This is a genomic window from Mesorhizobium sp. KR1-2, from assembly GCF_040045035.1.
GTDB lineage: Bacteria > Pseudomonadota > Alphaproteobacteria > Rhizobiales > Rhizobiaceae > Pseudaminobacter.
Genome location: NZ_JBDZDS010000002.1, coordinates 63377 through 79456 on the forward strand (window position 1 = coordinate 63377; position 16080 = coordinate 79456).

Consider the following 16080-nt stretch of genomic DNA (forward strand, 5'->3'; position numbering starts at 1 on the left):
TTGTACTTTCGGATACGGCCCGCGCGCGCAGGCATTGCCAAAGCTGCCGCATGCGTCAACAATGCGCGCCGTGTGCGCCAACGACGTGCGGGGAGGCACGTCCTAGGCCAGCTTGGGGGAGGAACTGCGCTGGTCTGTTCACGAACAAGCTATACTTGCGGGCTGTCGGCCCTGGCCTCCGACGATGCCGATGCGGGTGAATTCGCGCGCGCGGTGGCCGCGGAATCGTCCGCCATCAATGCCGGTTTCGCGCTACTGTTCTTCTCGCAATCGCTGATGGATGCGAGTTCACTCGCGACGGCGCTGAAACACCATGCGCCAGGGCTCGCCTATGCCGGCTGCTCGACTGCCGGCGAGATCACGCCCGACGGGCTCGAGAACGGCCATGTCGTGGCCATTCTGTTTCCTGAGAGCTCCTTCACCGCAGTCAGCACCGTGGTGCGTGACCTCTCCTCGTCCGGCATGGACTACGTGGCCGGCGAGGTCGAGGGCCTGCGCCGCAGGCTGTACGGCCATGCAGGCTCTCGCGCCAGCAACTTGTTCGCGCTTTGCCTCATCGATGGCCTTTCCTTCGCAGAAGAGGCGGTGACCTCGGCGTTGCACTGGGGCCTCGACGACATCCCGCTGATCGGCGGCTCGGCCGGCGACGACCTGAAATTCGAGACCACCACGCTGATCTCGGACGGCCATGTTGGCAGCGACTGCGCCATCGTCATCCTCATCGCCACCGACATTCCCTTCCGTGTCTTCAAGACGGAAAACTTCGTTCCCACCGGCGACAAGCTGGTGGTGACCGCCTCGGACCCGGAACGGCGCATCGTCCATGAATTCAACGCGGGCGTGGCGGCAGTGGAGTTCGCAGCCGCGGTCGGCATCATGCACGACGCTTTGACGCCGCTGAGCTTCGCCTCGCATCCGGTGGTGGTGAAGGTCGGCGGAGAGTATTACTGCCGTTCCATCCAGAAGGTAAATCCAGACGGCTCACTGTCCTTCTACTGCGCCATAGACGACGGCATCGTGCTGTCGATCGCCGAACCGACGGGAATGGTGGAATCGACCCGCAAGGCCTTGGAGAATGTCAGCGAGAGCCTGGGCGGGATCGACATGATCCTCGGCTTCGACTGCGTGCTGCGACGGCTCGATGCCCGCAATCGGCAGGTGTTCCGCGACATTTCGGAACTCTACCGCGCCAACCGGGTCATCGGTTTTGGAACCTATGGCGAGCAATATCGTTCCATGCATCTCAACCAGACGTTCACCGGCATCGCCTTCGGTCAACGACAGGCGGCCGAATAGCAGGCAGTCAAAAATGCCCATCCGCGACATACGCGACGCCGAGAGACTCAGGAAGATCAACCAGGCGCTGATCTCGCGAGTCGAGCGTTCGATGGACCAGCAGGGCAACGCCTTCTCCCTGTTCCAGACTGCCATCAACCTGGAAAACCAGGTGCGCAGCCGCACGGAGGAACTGCGTGCCACGCTGCGCCGGCTCGAGGTCTCTAACATCGACCTCGCTGTTGCCAAGGAGAGCGCCGAACGCGCCAATGTCTCGAAGACACGGTTCCTCGCCGCCGCCAGCCACGACATCCTGCAGCCACTCAATGCCGCCCATCTTTCAGTATCGGCGCTGGCCGAGATCCAGACCACCGAGGAAGGCCGCAAGCTGGTGCGGCAGGTGGAGCGTTCACTGAATACGATGGAGGATCTTCTCCACACGCTGCTCGACATCTCCAAGCTGGACGCGGGCGTGGTGGAGACGAGCATCAACGACGTTCCGCTGGAACCGCTGTTCTCGTCGCTCAAGTCCGACTTCCAGCCGCTGGCGACCCAGAAGGGGCTGAAGCTCAAGTTCCTCTCAACCAACGCCGTGGTGCGCTCGGACCGGACGCTGCTGCGCCGCATCGTGCAGAACATCGTGTCGAACGCGATCCGGTACACGCGCAATGGTGGCGTTCTGGTTGGCGCACGCCGTCGCGGCGAGATGATCAGGATCGAAGTGGCGGATACCGGCTGCGGAATTCCCGAAGACCAGCGAGAGGCAATCTTCGAGGAGTTTCATCGCTGTGCCGGTTCGGCCGACGCCGACATTTCGGGCGGCGGCCTGGGGCTCGGCCTGTCGATCGTGCGCCGCATGACCACCGCCCTGAACCATCCGATCACCCTCTCCTCCGTGGTCGGGCGCGGCACGGTGTTCCATCTCGACATACCGGTGGCCGAGACCGTATTTACCTTCGCCGACACCGCCTCAACCGAACCGGAGCGGCCACGCGGTTACGGCCTGTTCGGCACCAAGGTGCTTCTGGTCGAGGACGATCCGGATGTCCTCGATGCGATGACGGCGCTGCTGGAACGCTGGCAGTGCACGGTCCGCACTGCGGCTTCCACTGCCGAGACGCTGCGAGCGCTGGGCGATACAGCCTGGATTCCCGACATCGTCATCGCCGACCAGCATCTGGAGGGCGGCGACCTGGGCAGCGTCACCGTTTCCTCGGTTCGGCAGTATCTGAACCGCGACGTGCCCGCCTTGATCATCACCGGTGACGCCTCGGAAGACGTGACGCTCACAGCGCGCACGGCTGGGGTGGAACTGATGCGCAAGCCACTGAAACCTGCGCAACTGAGGGCGCTGCTGGCGCATCTGCTGGCGTAATCGCCCATCTCCCGAATGGGAACAAGGCCTTAAAACCCCGATTGCTCGCGGAAAAGGTCCACATTGTCGAGCTTCGACACCTCGATCACCGCCTGGGTGCGGCTGTAGACGTTGAGCTTGCGCAATATCTCCGAGACATGCGCCTTCACCGTGGTCTCGCCCACCTGGAGTTCGAAGGCGATCTGCTTGTTGAGTAGGCCCTGGCGCAGCATCTGCAGCACGCGCAATTGCTGCGGCGTCAGCTTGGCGAGCCGCCGCACCATCTCGGCACGGTCGGCGCTTTCGGGGTCGAGCGCCTCGGGCTTGTAGTTCTCCGGCACATGCACCGCGCCTTCCATGACCGAGCGGATGGCGGCGGCAAGGTCGCTCTTGCGCACGGATTTCGGGATGAAGCCGGCCGCCCCGTAAGACAGCGCCTCCGAGATGATCTTCGGCTCCTCGTGGCCGGAGACCACCACCACCGGCAGACGCGGATGGTGGGTGCGAAGCTGCAAAAGCCCTTCGAAGCCATGGACGTCGGGCATGCTCAGGTCGAGCAGCGCGAGGTCGAACGGCTTGGGGCCGGCCAATAGGTCCAACGCCTCTGCTATGGATCGCGCCTCGACCGTATCCACGTCCGGATAGGCCATGCGCACTGCGCTGTGCAGCGCCTCGCGGAATAGCGGGTGATCATCGATGATAAGGAACCGGGCTTTGTCGTTGGCAGCGCTCATGGCCAACACTCCGTCATGCCAATGCAGGAATCAAGGCAGCTCGCGCGCCGGGGGCGCCGGCCGGAAAGATTATCTTTTCCATGTCCTCGATTCATGTCCTGTTTCGAGAGTAGCCGAGGGCGGCACAAGCGATTATTGGCAAATAGTATATCGGACCGCCCTGCCCGCACTCCCCGTCGCGCGGCGAACGGCGGCATCAGGGAGGCCTGGCTGATGGACGAAATCGTCCTGCACAACTATTTCCGTTCCTCGACGTCCTACCGGGTGCGCATTGCGCTGGAGATGAAGGGTCTGAGATACACCTACGTCGCCCATCACCTGCGCCATGGCGAGCATCGCGATCCGGCCTACCTCGCCATCAACCCGCAAGGGCTCGTGCCAGCGCTCGTCTGGAGCGACGGCCACGTGCTGACCCAATCGCTGGCGATCATCGAGTTTCTCGACGAAATGGTGCCAGAGCCGCCGCTGCTGCCGCCGGATCCGCTCGGGCGGGCGCGGGTGCGCATGCTCGCCCAGATGATCGCATGCGACATCCACCCTGTGAACAATCTGCGCATCCTCACCGAATTGCGCATGCGGTTCGGCGCCAGCGACGACGATGTCGCCAACTGGTTCCGGCACTGGGTCAACGAGACCTTCCGACCGCTCGAGAAGATGTTGGACGAGAGCCCGGAGACCGGCCGCTTCTGCCATGGCGACACGCCCGGTCTCGCCGACATTTGCCTCGCAGCGCAGGTCGCCAACAACGCCCGCTTCGACGTCGACATGCTGCCCTACCCGGCCATCTCGCAGGTCGTGGCCAACTGCATGGAGTTGCCGGCTTTCATCAAGGCCGCGCCACAGAACCAGCCCGACGCCGAGTAGGGTCCATCAAGCCTGCGCCGACTTCTTGCGGCGCTCGTAGAGCATGACCAGCGTCTCGGCGATCAGCGCCGGGCGCTCTTCGCCCTCGATCTCGACCTCGTTGTGGGCCTTCATCAGATACTGGCCGGGTCCGCAGTCTTCGACCGACAGCAGGGTCGAACGCAGGCGAATGCGCGATCCGGCGCGGACCGGCGCGATGAACCGCACCCGGTCGAGCCCGTAATTGAAGGCGGCCTGCGTGTTTTCGGGAACCGCGCCGATCTCCTGTCCCAGGGCGCCGATGATCGACAGCGTCAGATAGCCGTGCGCGATGGTACTGCGAAAGGGACTGCGCCGTCGGGCGCGCTCCACATCGACGTGGATCCACTGACGATCGCCGGTGCACTCGGCGAACTGGTCGATCCGGCTCTGGTCGACGGTGACCCAGTCCGACACGCCGAGTTCCTGGCCTGCCATCTCCTTGAGCATGGCAAATGTCAGGGCCGGCTTCGACATCTTCCTCTCCGCAAATCAACGCCCGCAGGCGTCAGCCATACGAGGCTTCCGGCCCGGCAATCGCGGGCTGCTTTAATCTTCTGCTAGCAGCTTCGCTCGCGCGACAAAAGGTTCAAGTCTCCGCGCTCGCTTCTTTTTGACGCTGCGTCATGCCGGCGACACGAGCCGCAGCGCATCAGCGAGCCAGGCACGCCGCATCGAGGTCGCCAGCCCGCGTCAGGCCACAGAGTGCAAGCGTCAGGTCGAATTCCCCCACGACGTTGCGGATGACCTCGCGCACCCCCGCCTCCCCGGCCAGCGCAAGGCCATAGACATACGGCCGTCCGACCAGCACGGCGCGCGCACCCAATGCCAGAGCCTTGGCAACGTCGGCGCCCGAGCGGATGCCGGAATCGAACAGCACCGGCATGTCGCCCGCGGCCACCACCACCGCCGACAGCGCGTCGAGGGTCGCCGTCTCGCCGTCGACCTGGCGGCCGCCGTGATTGGAAACGACGATGCCGTCGACGCCGTGTTCGCGCGCCGCTTTCGCGTCGTCCGCATGGCGCACGCCCTTGAGCAGGATCGGCAGTCTGGTCATTTCGCGCAGGCGGGCGATGTCGCTCCAGCAGAGATCGGGCCGCGAATAGGTCTGCGTGAAATGCGCGACGGCCGCGCGCATCCTGCCCATGGGCAGGTCGAATTCCTTGCCCTTCCGGCGCATGCTGAGGGCCGCCCCGATGATGCCGAGCCCACGTGGCCGGAAGCCGGTTTCGGGTGGGCTGGCCGGGATCTGCCGGCGAAACACCGGATCGCTCAGATACTGCGCCAGCCCCAGCCCGCGCAGGAATGGCAGATAGGCAAGATCGAGGTCGCGCGGCCGCCACCCGAGCAAGGTGGTGTCGAGCGTCACGACAATGGCCTCGCAGCCGCATTTCTCGGCGCGTGTCACGAGCGAACGCACGAATTCATCGTCGCTCGACCAGTAAAGCTGGAACCAGCGCGGCGCCTCGCCCATCGCGGCCGCGCAGGTCTCCATCGGCACCGAGGCCTGATTGGAAAAGATGTATCCGATCCCCTCCGCCGCCGCGGCGCGCGCCACGGCAAGGTCGGCCTGCGGGTGCGCCATCTCGAGAACGCCGACCGGAGCAAGCAGGATCGGCGCGCGGTGGCTGCGCCCGAACAGCGTCACGGAGAGATCACGGCGGGAAACGTCGCGCAGCACGCGCGGCACGAATGAACGGCGCTCGAAGGCGGCGCGGTTCGCGCGCATGGTCGCCTCCATCCCCGCCCCGCCGACCACATAGGCGGCAGTCTGGACTCTAATCGACCGCATCGCGCGCCGTTCCAGTTCGTCCGGCGCAACGGGTATGCACGGCCGTGCGCCACCGACGCCCGTAACGTAAATCTCGGTCTGGCGCAGTCGACCTGGCGCAGCAGCCGGCAGCATGCCGGCCGGTTGGTTGTCCATCGTTCCCCCCTCAGGCCAACGCTATTTCTTTTCGTAGCCGCGACGGATTTCCTCCATCGCATCGTGGATGCGCTGACGCAGTATGTCGAAAGATTCGGTGCCGGACTTCCTGACGATATCAGCGGCTTCGCCGGCATTCTTTACGGCGGCCTCGAAGGAGTGGCGGGCAAGCTCCGCCTGCTTGGTCATCATTTCCTGCGGATTTCCTGCGCGGAAGCTTTGGCCCATGTCGGTAATCTCCCGCAGCGTCTCCTGGAAAATCTCACGCTGCTTGCTCATCAGTTCTGCCGCGCCAGTTGCCGAGGCGCTGGCTGCCTTCTGCAGAGCCTCGAGGTTGCGGCGGTTGTGATCGAGGATGGCGTCGACATCGACGCGCGGCATCTTCAATGCATCGCCAAGCTGGCTGAACATGTCGGTGAAATTGTCGGACTCGGGTTTCTTGGCCATTCCTGTCCTCCTCTGTGCTCCGGCGGAGCTGTCAGTCAGAATAGAGGCCCGAGGACGAAGGTCAATTCGCCAGGAGGAGTAGTTCGCCCACGTAGAGAGCCAACCCGGCCATGCCGCCGATCAGCATGCCGTTGAAGCGGATATATTGCAGGTCACGGCCGATGTTCATTTCCATCAAACGAGTCAACTGCGCCAGATCCCAGCGCTTGACCTGGTCGGCGATGAAGCCGGAGACGCCGCTCTTCTGGCTTTCGACGAAAGCGGCCAGCGCCACGACGAAACCCTGGTTCATGTCGGCGCGGATCGCCTCGTCATGAGCGAGATTGCGGCCGACTTCGACGAACATGCCGGCTAGATGGGCGCGGATCTTCGAGTCTTCTGCTGCCGCGTCCTGCTCGATCAGGCTGCGCAGGCTTTCCCACACGTCGCCGGCGATCGCCCTGAGTTCGGGCCGCGCGAGGAAGTCTCGCTTCATCGCCTCGGCGCGGCGGGCATAGGCTCTGGAAGTGCGCAGGTCGCCTATGAATTTGTGTACGAAGCGGTCGAATTCATGCCGCATCGGATGGTCGGGATCATGGCGCACCTCCTCCAAGAGAGAGCCGGCGGAAGCGACGATCTTCTTCAGGAGATAAGCGTCGGCGCGGAACAAATTGAACAGCGAGGGCAGCTCCTTGCGGATCTTTTCGCGCATGGCCGTCAGCGCTTCCTCGTCGGACAGGAAGCGGCCGACTATCCTGGTGAACTGGTCGAACAGCTTCTGATGCCGGCGATCCTCCGTGAAGGCTGACAACAGTTCGGCCGCAAGGGGCGCAACCCGCACCTTGTCGAGTTCGGCCACCATGCGTTCAGCCACGAGGTTCCGAAGGCCGGAACGGTCGATCGCCGCAAGCGTCTGCGGCACGAGCCGCGCTACGAAGCGCGACAGCGCCTCAGCGCGTTGCAGGTCGGACAGCCAGTCGGCCACGAGCGCGGCGAAATCCACCTCGTTCAGCTTCTCACGCACCGGGCCGGGCGCCAGGAAGTTGACCTCGATGAAGCGGCCGAGATTATCGGCGATGCGGTTCTGGTTGGCGGGAATGATGGCGGTGTGGGGGATGGGCAGGCCGAGCGGCCGCTTGAACAGCGCCACCACCGCGTACCAGTCGGCCAGGCCGCCGATCGTGGCGGCCTCGGCGAATGCCGCAACGAAGCCCAGCCACGGATAGCGCGGCTGGAACAGCTTCGCGACCGCAAACACGATCACGCACAGGCACAGCGCGCCGGTGGCGATGAGCTTGGTGCGCCGGAGTGCTGCGAGCTTGGCCGCATCGTCGCGAAAGCCGGTAGCGATGGTATTCTCGGATGGCATGGGCGGTCCCGGTGGCGAATGAAAGCTAGACTAGCATTCGCTTCAGGCTGTGCCACCTGCCCTGGTAGCAGCGCTCAGGCCATCCTGGGCCCCAGGCTCAGGAATGCATAAGGACCACGGCGGGCGGCATCACCGGGACGCCAGCCCGCCTAGCCGTCCCGAAAGGGTCGGAAGCTGCCTTGGTAAATGCAGGTGCCGGCGGTTCGAGTTCTATGACGCCGACCGTCTCGCCGGCATCAAAAGAGAGCGACGCATGGAACCTTCGCGCCAGCGCCTTCATCGCCTCGTTCTGCGGATGGGTGGTGACCAGGAGCCTCGTGTAGCCCAGCCAGCGCGCATTCCCGATCAGCCGCTCGAACAGGCGGCCGCCGATGCCGCGGTGCTGAAGCGGCCGCTCGACGCTGAACGCGATCTCGCCCGTCGGCTCGTCGATTTCCGGTCGCTCATGCAATTCGGCTGCGCCCAGAACCTGATCGTCCTCGACATAGCCGATGACAGTGGTGCCCTTGGCAAAGCAGCGGTCGGCATAGGTTGAGACAAAATTATCGTCCGCAAAGCCGTTGAAGCGGTCGCGCCGGCTTGCCGTGTCGAGACGCAGCAGGTGATCGCGAAAGCGTGGCAGGTCCGAAGGCCTGAGTTGCCGTATGATGCCCGTGAGCGGGACGGCGTTGGATGCAGATTTCTGCATGTCGTGTTCCTCGTGGGCTCCTCCCGCGAGTCTACGACTCTTGACGCCGCGTATATTGTGCACTGCAACACGAAATGCAAGCTTTTCTTACGTAAAAGTCAATTGCATGGATCTCTGTCGCCGAGAGCACGCCCCGACCACGGCCTTTTGTGGTCGCCGTGGCGGCAACGGCACCATAACTTGACAAGCCACGGAAAGTATCGTCGTTACCAATCTGGAATTAATCCAAACCGCACGCCATATTCGGGGTGAACGAAGCGATCCTCCGGATCGAGTCGATATAGTGCTGGACCCTTCTACGGTCGCGTTCTGCGTCCATGCCCCGGCCAGCATTCGCGAAGGAACCACCATGCGGCTCACCCGCCAGACCAATTACGCGATACGCATCCTGATGTATTGCGCCGCCAACAACGACCGGCTCAGCCGGATCCCCGAGATTGCGCAGGCATATTCGGTGTCGGAGCTGTTCCTGTTCAAGATCTTGCAGCCCCTGGTCGAACACGGCCTGGTGGAGACCGTTCGCGGGCGCCACGGCGGCGTGCGGCTCGGCCGCCCGGCCGACAAGATCACCCTGTTCGACGTCGTGCGCGTGACGGAAGAGAATTTCGCCATGGCCGAATGCTTCGAAAACGATGCGGCAGAATGCCCGCTCATCGACAGCTGCGGCCTGAACTCGGCCCTGCGCGAAGCGCTGAACGCCTTCTTCGCGGTGCTCGCCAAGCATACGATCGACGATCTGGTGAAGGCGCGACCCAATGTCCGCGCGCTGCTCGGTATTGATGAGCTTGCCGACCGCCGCGCACCGGCTGCGTAAGCCAACCGATCGCTGGAAAAGCAAAGGCCGCGACCTTCTGGGCGCGGCCTTTTTGATTTGAGGGCGAATGCGAGTTCTGAACCGCCACCATGCTGCTCGCCTTTCACCCGCTGAGCCGAAACAAGAACCTGACCCGCCCATGTGAAAGGAAAACGACATGTATATCGCCATGAACCGCTTCAAGGTGCAGAAGGGTTCGGAGGAAGCCTTCGAGAGCGTCTGGAGAAACCGCGATTCCGCGCTCTCGGAGATGAAGGGTTTTCGCGAGTTCCACCTTCTGCGCGGGCCGATCAACGAAGCGGAAGGCTATACGTTGTTCGCATCGCACGCGGTCTGGGAGAGTCAGGAAGACTTCCTCGCCTGGACGAAATCGGAGAATTTCCGCGCCGCGCACAAGAACGCCGGCTCAAACAAGCCGCTCTATATAGGCTCCCCTCAGTTCGAAGGTTTTTCGGTCGTCGAAGGCGCATGAGACATCCCTGACATGCTGCCGCGCTTCGGCGACTGTTCACCTGCTGAGGCGTGAGCCAGCCGCCTGCGGCCGCCCGGCGCACGAAGCATGCCGAGGGCGGATGGCGGCAGGGGAAGCTCCATGCTGCCGGCGACGGCGGTGGCAACAGAATTGCTGTTCTGGGTCAGGAGCGAATAGCGCAGACCCTGGCCTGCAATGCGCCTCACGGCTTCCAGGCCTGCCTCCCAGCGTCATGCAATCTCGTCCGGACTTGCCTCGAGCAGCAGCAACGAGCGGGATGTCGGGCGCAGATAGAATTCGGGATAACGAACAGGATCGTGGCGGGCATAATCCGTCTCCACGGCCGTCAGCCGGCCGACGATTGCGCGATAGTTGAAGCTGCCGTCCGGATTGACCGCCCCGCCGTTGATCTCGAACAGCGGCGTGCCGCTCGCGTCGGTCCAGACCAGAAAATTGTGGTTCGGTATGCCGCCGAAACACGGTATCGGGTAGCAGCCGACCAGGACGTGATGGTTCATCATTGGGCCTTGCGTCCGGTTCAAACGCGGAGCGCCATTCTGTCGCCTGTCCTGCCGGCAACGCAATAGCATTCCGGATGGCATCCGTCACCGGACGACAAAGTGCCGGCGCTATCCGCGCCGCGCGACGAAGATGCCGGCAAGAACGACGATGCCACCCAGCACCTGCGCCGCGCCGAGCGGCTCACTCAGAAGAATCCACGCCAGGACCGCGGCCACGACCGGTTGGATCAGCAGGGTCAGCGATGAGAATGCCGGCGGCAGCCAGGCCAGCGCATAAATGATCAGCCCCTGCCCGCTGGCATGGGTAAACCAGCCAAGCCCCAACAGGATGGCCCAACCGTAGAAGGTGAGCGGGATAAAACTGCTTTCCATGAAAAGCGCGATGGGCAGCAGGCAGATTCCGGCCGATACCGTCGTCCACAGCATGGCGGTCAGCGTCGAGAAGCGGCTGCGCAGCCGTGCCAGTGACAACAGGTAGCCGGCATAGAAAATGGACGCCACGAGCGCCGTTGCATCGCCGGCGAGATTGCCGTCGGCCGACGGCCCGTCGCCCCCCTTGAGGACCACGACCCCGACCATCGACAGCGCCAGGCCGGTCAGGAAGACGCGGCTGATGGGCGTGCGGAAAAGCAGCCAGCTTCCAAGGGTCACGAAGATCGGAGCCATGTTGGTGAACAGCGTGGCGTTGGCCACCGACGTCATGTGCAGCGAGAGGTGCCACGCCACCAGGTCGCCTGCCAGCATCACGCCGGGGACAATCAGCGCCAGGCATTCCGACAGGCTGGCCGGCCGCATCGCCTGCGCGCGGGAAGACGATGTCGCCCCCGACCAGGCCATCAGCGGCAGGAGTGCCAGCGCCACGCGCCAGAATCCGGTCGCCAGCGGCCCGACCTCCGAAACGCGCACGAATATCGGCGAACAACCGATGGTGAAGCCACCGAGCACGAGGGCTGCCAGCGCCAGGCGTTGGGAAGCGGGCTTGGCGCTTGTTGCGGTGACTGCGCTCATGGGAACAAAACTCGTCGAATTAGGTGCCGGCCGATGATGACCGGCCACCAACTAGCGCGGTCTCGCCGAGGGAGGCTCGGCCAAGCCCGCCAAAGCGGAGGGCCAGAGCCGAGAGGCGGCATCGTCCAAAAGAAAGAAGACGCCGCTCATGCGGCGCCTTCGCAAATCCATGCCTACTCATTCGCGAGGACTTACAGCCTTTCGGCTCAGTAGTCGATCACGTCCTCGAGCGCGTAGTGCTTGACCGTCTTGCGGTTGGCGATCAACTCGTCGACCGTCGGCTTGCCAGTCATCGCGCGCGAGATGGCAAGCTTCGTCGCCTCGTAGTTGGTGCGATAGAGATCCTTCTTGTCGAGGTTCTCGTCCTCGGCGCAGCGCGGATCTAGCCAGATCATGATGATCATGCACAGCTCGTCGGCCTCGTCCTTGGGCAGGATGCCCTCGGCAAGGCAGTCGACGATGGCATCGCCGGTAGCCGCCTGCACGACGCCGCCGAGCAGTTCCGCATAGGCCATGTTCTTGATGGTGACCTTGGTGGTCATCATCGTGGCCGGGCGCACGAGCTGGTTGAGGTCGCGCACCACGAACATGCGCGTGTGGCCCTTCACCTGCCCCATCATCGAGGCGAATGCCTGCCCCACGGGTCCCCTGACGGAGCCGATCAGAACCTCGGGCATGGCGTCCGTCGCCTGCCCTTCCGCTGCCAGCACCGTCGCCTCGCCCGTGCGAAACCAAATATCAGTCATGCTCAATCCTTTCCTCACTTCCGCGCGGACCTTAGCGAGGTCCACCTGCAGGGTCCAGTTATCAAAGCGACCTGTCGTGGCGATTACGGACAGGGATTGCCGACACGCTGGTGGATGTCATCGACCGCCGTCTGCATCTCTTCGGTCCACGCCACCTCGGCCGAATTGAGCGCAACTTCCAGCTGCGACAAAGAGGTCGCGCCGATGATGTTGGAGGTGACGAACCAGCGGCTGGTGACATAGGCATTGGCGAAGAGCGCCGGCTCCATGCCGAAGCTGCGCGCGAGCTCGTTGTAGGCAAGGAGGGCTTCCGCTGCCTGGGGCTTCTGGTAGCGCTGGCCGCGATCGAACAGCGTGGAGCGTGCGCCTTCCGGCCGGACGCCGTGGTCGTACTTGCCGGTCAGGTAGCCCTGCGCCAGCGGCGAATAGGCAAGCAGGCCGATCTCCTCGCGGTCGCACACCTCGGCGAGATTCACCTCGAATGTGCGATTGACGAGATTGTAGGCGTTCTGGACCGAAGCGACGCGCGGCCCTGCGCCCCGTTCGCTTTCAGCGATGAAGCGCATGATGCCCCAGGAACTCTCGTTGGAAACACCGAAATGCCGGATCTTGCCGGCCTTCACCAGCTCGCCAAAGACGGCGAGCGTCTCGGCGATGGACGTTTCGTCGGCCAGGCGTTCGGCCGGCGCCGTGCCCACGCGCGTCGGGTTGGCACCCCAGGCGATAGGCCGTTCGGGGAAATGGATCTGGTAGAGATCGATATAGTCGGTCTGGAGCCTGCGAAGCGACTTGTCGATGGCGTCGACAATGTCGGCGCGCACCAGCTTCGACGGGCGACCGTCGCGATACCAGTCACTGTCGGTGCGGCCGACAACCTTGGAGGCCAGAACCACGCGGTCGCGGTTGCCGCGCGCCTTCATCCAGTTGCCGATATAGGCCTCGGTGCGGCCTTGCGTCTCCGCCTTCGGCGGGATCGGGTACATCTCGGCGGTATCGAGGAAATTGACCCCACGCGACAAGGCAAGGTCCATCTGTGCGTGGCCTTCGGCCTCCGTGTTCTGCTGGCCCCAGGTCATGGTGCCGAGGCAGATCTTCGAGACGGAAAGATCGGTGCGGCCAATGCGGCGCTGCTGCATGGAAAATCTCCGAACTGGAAACGGCGCGCGGCCGCGCAGGAAACGAGTCGCTGCATAACCGATGATCGGCGGGCACTCCAGTGCGAGGATCGCTTAGCGCTTGGGCGCCTTGGCAGCGCGCCGCTTGGCGTCGTCGATCAGCATGTTGGCGACCTGCATGCGCACCATGGCGCGCTGGCGCAGATGCGGCGCGACGCGGTCGGGATGATTGTGGAAGGCGAAGATTCGCCGCAGCCTGCTGAAATCGGCGCTTGCCTTGGCCGTGGCCAGATCCAATTCGCGGGCGATCGCCTCGGGGTCGACCGAAGGAAGCTCCTCCTCCGCTTCGACCCGTTCGGCGGCCTCCGCACGTTCTGCGGCAAGAGCGTCGAGACTGGCAAGCAGGGCCGCAAAGCCGGCCTCGAAGTTCTCGCTCGCCTCGCGATATTCGGCTGCACCTGCATCGCTGGTGACCTTGATCCGGCCTGAATAGAGCTCGTCGGCTACAGACAGATAGTCGAACGGAATCGATGGCTTGGGCGAGATTTCCTCAGACCGCGCATGGGCGACGAAGAGGTCGTCTAGCAGCGAAGCGAAATCGCGATCGGTGTTGGTCCCCAAGACAGCCCCCTTGCGCCGTCACTGAACGACCGGCATGCGCCCCGACACTATCCAGCGCTCGTTAAAAATGACTTGGCGCCGCGAGAAGAAATTTAGGGTCAGATCATTCGTCCACCGAACCGTCCGTAAGGACTTGAACGTCACGACCCTGCCGTATTCCGCCGGAAGTACTGATCAATCGAATCGAAGGGCTTCGCGCAATGAAACGACTTCTGCCAGCCGTTACGGCCTCGACCATGGCCTGCAGCGCCGCACTGGCCGCCGAGCCGGCTTATCTGGACAACCGTTCGGACGCCACCTCGCTGGTGCGCTCGTTCTACAACGCGGTGAGCCGGCACGAATATGCGCGCGCCTGGAGCTATTTCGGCGAGGCAAAGCCCACCCAGGACTTCCAGGATTTTGTCGATGGCCTCAAGGATACGGAGGAAGTGCGCGTCGTCGTTGGCGAGGCTGGTTCCGAGGGCGCCGCCGGAAGCGTGTATTACTACGTCCCCGTCGCCGTCCTCGCTCGCGCGAAGGAAGGTGGCGAGAAAGTCTTTGCAGGCTGCTACACGGCGCGGCTCGCCAATCCGCAACTCCAGGCCGAGCCGCCCTTCGTGGGACTTCACATCGAGAAGGGCGATCTGAAGGCGAGCGACAAGCCGCTGGAGGAATCCCTGCCCGCAAGCTGCGGTGACGTACCGGCACCTGCCCCGAAGGACACGGTACTCGAACAGGCCAAGGCCGCCTTTGCCGCTACGCATGTCGAACAATGCAATTCGCTGGCGCCGGGACAGCCGGAAGACGCCATCAAGCCGGAAGACTACACGATCACCTATCATGACAGCCAGGAAGGTGCGGCCGGCCCCGAGCGCAAGGCGCGGTTGTTTCGCTTCTTCTGCACGGCGGGCGCCTACAACCAGATCCACGTCTACTATCTGGCCGACGATGCACGGGGCGTGCGCGAACTCCACTTCGCCACGCCCGAACTCGACATCCACTACGAGAACAACAATCCTGAGGGAGCGGTCGAGGCCATCAACATCATCGGCTTCCGCGCCGAGAACGCTCTGATCAACTCGTCCTATGACGAGCAGGCCCACACCATCACCTCCAACGGCAAGTGGCGCGCCAAGGGCGACGCCTCGTCGAACGGCACCTGGCTTTTCCGCAACGGCGATTTCAGCCTAGTGCAATACGACGTCGACGCCACCTATGACGGCATCGTCGATCCCCAGACCATTCTGGACTACAACTCGGCGCCCTGATCCTCGGAAGTCCGCAGCGAGAAAATCACTGCTTGAGCGACAGCATCCAGTTCAGAACGCCGCGCCAGTCGGTCATCCGGATCGGGGTGCCGTGCGTGCCGGTCTCGAAACGCACGAAACGTGTCGGATAGCCGGGCGATTTGGCCGAGATCGAGCGGAAGAATGCCTCCTGGTTCTCGACCGGGAACACCGTATCGTGGCTGCCCTGCCCAAAGAACACCGGTACCTTGCGCTTGAAGGCCGCGCTGGTGAAAAAGCTCTCGTCCCACAGCGAGCCGAGCAACAGCAGGCCAGAAAGCCTCGGCGCCACCGTCTTGTCGCCGGCGAGCTTCCAGCACAGCGCCCCACCCATCGAGCCGCAGGCGACGAAGACAGGCGCGCCCGGCGACGCTTCAGCGTAATGGGCGATGAGCGCGGCGATCTGCGACGTGCCCTTGTCGCCGAAATCGGGAAAATCCGGCGAGAGATAAAGGCCGCCATTTTCGGCCATCAGGTTCTTCACCCGGTTGAAATTGCCGCCGAAGGTGAAGTCGTCGACGCCCTGCTTACGGCTGCCACCCTGCCCGTGCAGGTAGATGACGATCAGTTTCGCGCCCTTCTGCGTGCCCACCGCGAAGTGGCGGACGTCGCCGGCATCAGTCTTGAGCACAAGGTCCTGCTGCACACCGCGCACGCCGGTCGAGACATATTTGCCCTGAACACGCCTCTCGGGAATCTGGTCGCGCCCGTTGATGTCGCGCATTTCGCGATAGTCGACCACCGTGTAGGCGCCGCCATCGCCTGTGGAAAGGATGCCCGGATAGGCAAAAAGGTCGTCCTTGAAGGGCGCAAGCGCAGGTCCCTGCGCCAGCGACAGCGAAGGCATTGCAAGCGTCATCAGC

General features: G+C 63.6%; 18 protein-coding genes. 6 read left to right on the forward strand and 12 right to left on the reverse strand.

From position 1 onward, the window contains the following. Nucleotides 1-129 precede the first annotated feature (129 nt). Complete coding sequence (locus ABLE85_RS04495; protein ID WP_348792101.1) at nt 130-1296, forward strand: FIST N-terminal domain-containing protein; 1167 nt, start codon at nt 130-132, stop codon at nt 1294-1296. Nucleotides 1297-1309: 13 nt separating this feature from the next. Continuing rightward, nucleotides 1310-2650, forward strand: a complete 1341-nt coding sequence (locus ABLE85_RS04500; protein WP_348791515.1) for a hybrid sensor histidine kinase/response regulator — start codon at nt 1310-1312, stop codon at nt 2648-2650. Between the two features lie 29 nt (nt 2651-2679). Here ABLE85_RS04500 and ABLE85_RS04505 read toward each other — a convergent pair whose 3' ends face one another. Further along, complete coding sequence (locus tag ABLE85_RS04505) at nt 2680-3363, reverse strand: response regulator transcription factor (RefSeq protein WP_348791516.1); 684 nt, start codon at nt 3361-3363, stop codon at nt 2680-2682. A 213-nt stretch (nt 3364-3576) separates the two neighbouring features. Between ABLE85_RS04505 and maiA the strand changes: the two genes are divergently transcribed. Next, entirely contained in the window at nt 3577-4227 is a 651-nt protein-coding gene (gene maiA / locus ABLE85_RS04510; RefSeq protein WP_348791517.1) for a maleylacetoacetate isomerase, read from the forward strand. A 6-nt stretch (nt 4228-4233) separates the two neighbouring features. On the opposite strand, the gene ABLE85_RS04515 is transcribed toward maiA, so the two are convergent. The 5 genes from ABLE85_RS04515 to ABLE85_RS04535 all read right to left on the reverse strand — a co-directional run bounded on the left by ABLE85_RS04515 (nt 4234) and on the right by ABLE85_RS04535 (nt 8655). Next, a complete protein-coding gene (locus tag ABLE85_RS04515; protein ID WP_348791518.1) occupies nt 4234-4722 on the reverse strand; it encodes a MaoC family dehydratase in 489 nt (162 codons plus the stop codon). A 175-nt stretch (nt 4723-4897) separates the two neighbouring features. Continuing rightward, nucleotides 4898-6172, reverse strand: a complete 1275-nt coding sequence (locus tag ABLE85_RS04520; protein ID WP_348791519.1) for an alpha-hydroxy-acid oxidizing protein — start codon at nt 6170-6172, stop codon at nt 4898-4900. 21 nt (nt 6173-6193) lie between these two features. Further along, nucleotides 6194-6619 carry a TIGR01841 family phasin gene (gene phaP / locus ABLE85_RS04525; protein ID WP_348791520.1) on the reverse strand — a complete coding sequence of 142 codons (426 nt, stop codon included), beginning with the start codon at nt 6617-6619 and terminating at the stop codon, nt 6194-6196. Nucleotides 6620-6680: 61 nt separating this feature from the next. After that, a complete protein-coding gene (locus tag ABLE85_RS04530) occupies nt 6681-7967 on the reverse strand; it encodes a DUF445 domain-containing protein (protein WP_348791521.1) in 1287 nt (428 codons plus the stop codon). 97 nt (nt 7968-8064) lie between these two features. After that, nucleotides 8065-8655 (reverse strand): GNAT family N-acetyltransferase, encoded by a 591-nt coding sequence (locus tag ABLE85_RS04535; protein ID WP_348791522.1) that lies wholly within the window; start codon nt 8653-8655, stop codon nt 8065-8067. A gap of 349 nt (nt 8656-9004) precedes the next feature. On the opposite strand from ABLE85_RS04535, the gene rirA reads away from it, so the two are divergent. After that, nucleotides 9005-9469 carry an iron-responsive transcriptional regulator RirA gene (gene rirA, locus ABLE85_RS04540; protein ID WP_348791523.1) on the forward strand — a complete coding sequence of 155 codons (465 nt, stop codon included), beginning with the start codon at nt 9005-9007 and terminating at the stop codon, nt 9467-9469. 157 nt (nt 9470-9626) lie between these two features. Then, nucleotides 9627-9941 carry an antibiotic biosynthesis monooxygenase gene (locus ABLE85_RS04545; RefSeq protein WP_348791524.1) on the forward strand — a complete coding sequence of 105 codons (315 nt, stop codon included), beginning with the start codon at nt 9627-9629 and terminating at the stop codon, nt 9939-9941. A 230-nt stretch (nt 9942-10171) separates the two neighbouring features. Here ABLE85_RS04545 and ABLE85_RS04550 read toward each other — a convergent pair whose 3' ends face one another. The 5 genes from ABLE85_RS04550 to ABLE85_RS04570 form a co-directional block, all read right to left on the reverse strand. Further along, nucleotides 10172-10462 carry a hypothetical protein gene (locus ABLE85_RS04550; protein ID WP_348791525.1) on the reverse strand — a complete coding sequence of 97 codons (291 nt, stop codon included), beginning with the start codon at nt 10460-10462 and terminating at the stop codon, nt 10172-10174. A 108-nt stretch (nt 10463-10570) separates the two neighbouring features. Continuing rightward, entirely contained in the window at nt 10571-11470 is a 900-nt protein-coding gene (locus ABLE85_RS04555; protein WP_348791526.1) for a DMT family transporter, read from the reverse strand. A 206-nt stretch (nt 11471-11676) separates the two neighbouring features. Beyond that, nucleotides 11677-12216, reverse strand: a complete 540-nt coding sequence (gene fae / locus ABLE85_RS04560) for a formaldehyde-activating enzyme (protein ID WP_348791527.1) — start codon at nt 12214-12216, stop codon at nt 11677-11679. Nucleotides 12217-12299: 83 nt separating this feature from the next. Then, entirely contained in the window at nt 12300-13352 is a 1053-nt protein-coding gene (locus ABLE85_RS04565) for an aldo/keto reductase (RefSeq protein WP_348791528.1), read from the reverse strand. 93 nt (nt 13353-13445) lie between these two features. Then, a complete protein-coding gene (locus ABLE85_RS04570; RefSeq protein ID WP_348791529.1) occupies nt 13446-13952 on the reverse strand; it encodes a hypothetical protein in 507 nt (168 codons plus the stop codon). A gap of 200 nt (nt 13953-14152) precedes the next feature. Here ABLE85_RS04570 and ABLE85_RS04575 point away from each other — a divergent pair, with 200 nt between their 5' ends. Continuing rightward, the gene (locus ABLE85_RS04575) at nt 14153-15199 is read left to right on the forward strand and encodes a DUF1176 domain-containing protein (protein WP_348791530.1); all 1047 of its coding nucleotides are present in this window, start codon (nt 14153-14155) and stop codon (nt 15197-15199) included. Between the two features lie 25 nt (nt 15200-15224). Here ABLE85_RS04575 and ABLE85_RS04580 read toward each other — a convergent pair whose 3' ends face one another. Further along, nucleotides 15225-16076, reverse strand: a complete 852-nt coding sequence (locus ABLE85_RS04580) for an alpha/beta fold hydrolase (protein ID WP_348792102.1) — start codon at nt 16074-16076, stop codon at nt 15225-15227. Between the last annotated feature and the right edge of the window lie 4 nt (nt 16077-16080).

Bases quoted from the DNA above. Each gene is read 5' to 3' on its own strand.
- ABLE85_RS04500 (WP_348791515.1), top strand. From the start codon at position 1,310: ATGCCCATCCGCGACATACGCGACGCCGAGAGACTCAGGAAGATCAAC.
- ABLE85_RS04505 (WP_348791516.1), bottom strand. From the start codon at position 3,363: ATGAGCGCTGCCAACGACAAAGCCCGGTTCCTTATCATCGATGATCAC.
- maiA (WP_348791517.1), top strand. From the start codon at position 3,577: ATGGACGAAATCGTCCTGCACAACTATTTCCGTTCCTCGACGTCCTAC.
- ABLE85_RS04515 (WP_348791518.1), bottom strand. From the start codon at position 4,722: ATGTCGAAGCCGGCCCTGACATTTGCCATGCTCAAGGAGATGGCAGGC.
- ABLE85_RS04520 (WP_348791519.1), bottom strand. From the start codon at position 6,172: ATGGACAACCAACCGGCCGGCATGCTGCCGGCTGCTGCGCCAGGTCGA.
- phaP (WP_348791520.1), bottom strand. From the start codon at position 6,619: ATGGCCAAGAAACCCGAGTCCGACAATTTCACCGACATGTTCAGCCAG.
- ABLE85_RS04530 (WP_348791521.1), bottom strand. From the start codon at position 7,967: ATGCCATCCGAGAATACCATCGCTACCGGCTTTCGCGACGATGCGGCC.
- ABLE85_RS04535 (WP_348791522.1), bottom strand. From the start codon at position 8,655: ATGCAGAAATCTGCATCCAACGCCGTCCCGCTCACGGGCATCATACGG.
- rirA (WP_348791523.1), top strand. From the start codon at position 9,005: ATGCGGCTCACCCGCCAGACCAATTACGCGATACGCATCCTGATGTAT.
- ABLE85_RS04545 (WP_348791524.1), top strand. From the start codon at position 9,627: ATGTATATCGCCATGAACCGCTTCAAGGTGCAGAAGGGTTCGGAGGAA.
- ABLE85_RS04550 (WP_348791525.1), bottom strand. From the start codon at position 10,462: ATGATGAACCATCACGTCCTGGTCGGCTGCTACCCGATACCGTGTTTC.
- ABLE85_RS04555 (WP_348791526.1), bottom strand. From the start codon at position 11,470: ATGAGCGCAGTCACCGCAACAAGCGCCAAGCCCGCTTCCCAACGCCTG.
- fae (WP_348791527.1), bottom strand. From the start codon at position 12,216: ATGACTGATATTTGGTTTCGCACGGGCGAGGCGACGGTGCTGGCAGCG.
- ABLE85_RS04565 (WP_348791528.1), bottom strand. From the start codon at position 13,352: ATGCAGCAGCGCCGCATTGGCCGCACCGATCTTTCCGTCTCGAAGATC.
- ABLE85_RS04575 (WP_348791530.1), top strand. From the start codon at position 14,153: ATGAAACGACTTCTGCCAGCCGTTACGGCCTCGACCATGGCCTGCAGC.
- ABLE85_RS04580 (WP_348792102.1), bottom strand. From the start codon at position 16,076: ATGACGCTTGCAATGCCTTCGCTGTCGCTGGCGCAGGGACCTGCGCTT.